The organism is Luteimonas sp. A649, from assembly GCF_054072735.1.
Genome location: NZ_JBSVRQ010000019.1, coordinates 1 through 964, shown reverse-complemented (window position 1 = coordinate 964; position 964 = coordinate 1). Strand labels below are relative to the sequence as shown.

1 protein-coding gene is annotated in these 964 nt (G+C 53.2%); it reads left to right on the top strand.

The features are described from left to right. The first annotated feature begins 497 nt into the window (after positions 1-497). Positions 498-860 (top strand): hypothetical protein, encoded by a 363-nt coding sequence (locus tag ACW5E8_RS14785; RefSeq protein WP_456966303.1) that lies wholly within the window; start codon positions 498-500, stop codon positions 858-860. Positions 861-964 lie beyond the last annotated feature (104 nt).

Below are 964 nucleotides of genomic sequence, written 5' to 3'. Positions count from 1 at the left end.
AGGTGTTAGAGGGCTCTATGCACTGTCGCAAGCTGATAGTCGCTCTTTGCATTGCGTCTTGCAGTTCCACGGCCATTGCCGACTGCCGTAACGCATCTCCCGAGCAGATTGAGTCGCAGAAAGCGAAGGCTCTAGCGGATCCCGCTGCGCAGATGGCGGAGGAAGAAGGCTACTTGAAGGTAACTCTTCCGCAGCCAAACGGAAACATTGTTATTTCGTACTTCTCGCTCCCAGGCCACCCCGCATACCCGTCCAACGTAATTTCCGCAATCTACAAACACGACGGTAGAATCTGGCTCTACTCGCGCGGATTCAATGCTGGTGAGTGCGCTGCATTTGAGTCTTGGATGCAAGGGTTCGCTGCGCAACACGAGAGAGTCCGTCTAGAAATGCAGGAGAGGACGCATGAACGGTAGCGAGCAGCTCTCTAACAATTCATTCAAGCCGACACCGCTTCGCGGCGCGGCTTAATTCCGGTGTTAGACCACTTGGCAAACATGACCGAGCATCGCGTAAAGTTCGACTTCATCGTCCACTTCACTAATGGCGGCAGCGTCTCCGCACAGGACTTCCGTCTCGACATCCCGGGAAGCTATATATCTGACGACGAGCTTGCCGCATACCTGATTCAGGATATGCGCTTGCTCATGGCGGGCCAAGTAGAAATCACGAACAAGCAAGTTATAAAAGAATCTCACAAGAGAGCGGCCATTTGCACCGAGGACCTCCCGCAGGCAACGATCGACCTTTCCAGGAAGGCCCTTTCAACATCAGAGCTTCTCGCGCAAGCGAAGAATCATCCAGTGCGCGTGATAGCTTCTAATGGTGAGAGCTACAAAGTTAGTCGGCTAGTGGTCTAACAATTCGTTCAAGCCGAAACCGCTTCGTTACACCAAAGGCATGGCAGGAAAAGCTTGCCATGCCTTTGGCTCCACTACGCGGTTCGGCTTAACTCAGGCGTTAG

Coding starts and splice junctions, on each gene's coding strand:
- ACW5E8_RS14785 (WP_456966303.1), top strand. CDS start 498: ATGACCGAGCATCGCGTAAAGTTCGACTTCATCGTCCACTTCACTAAT.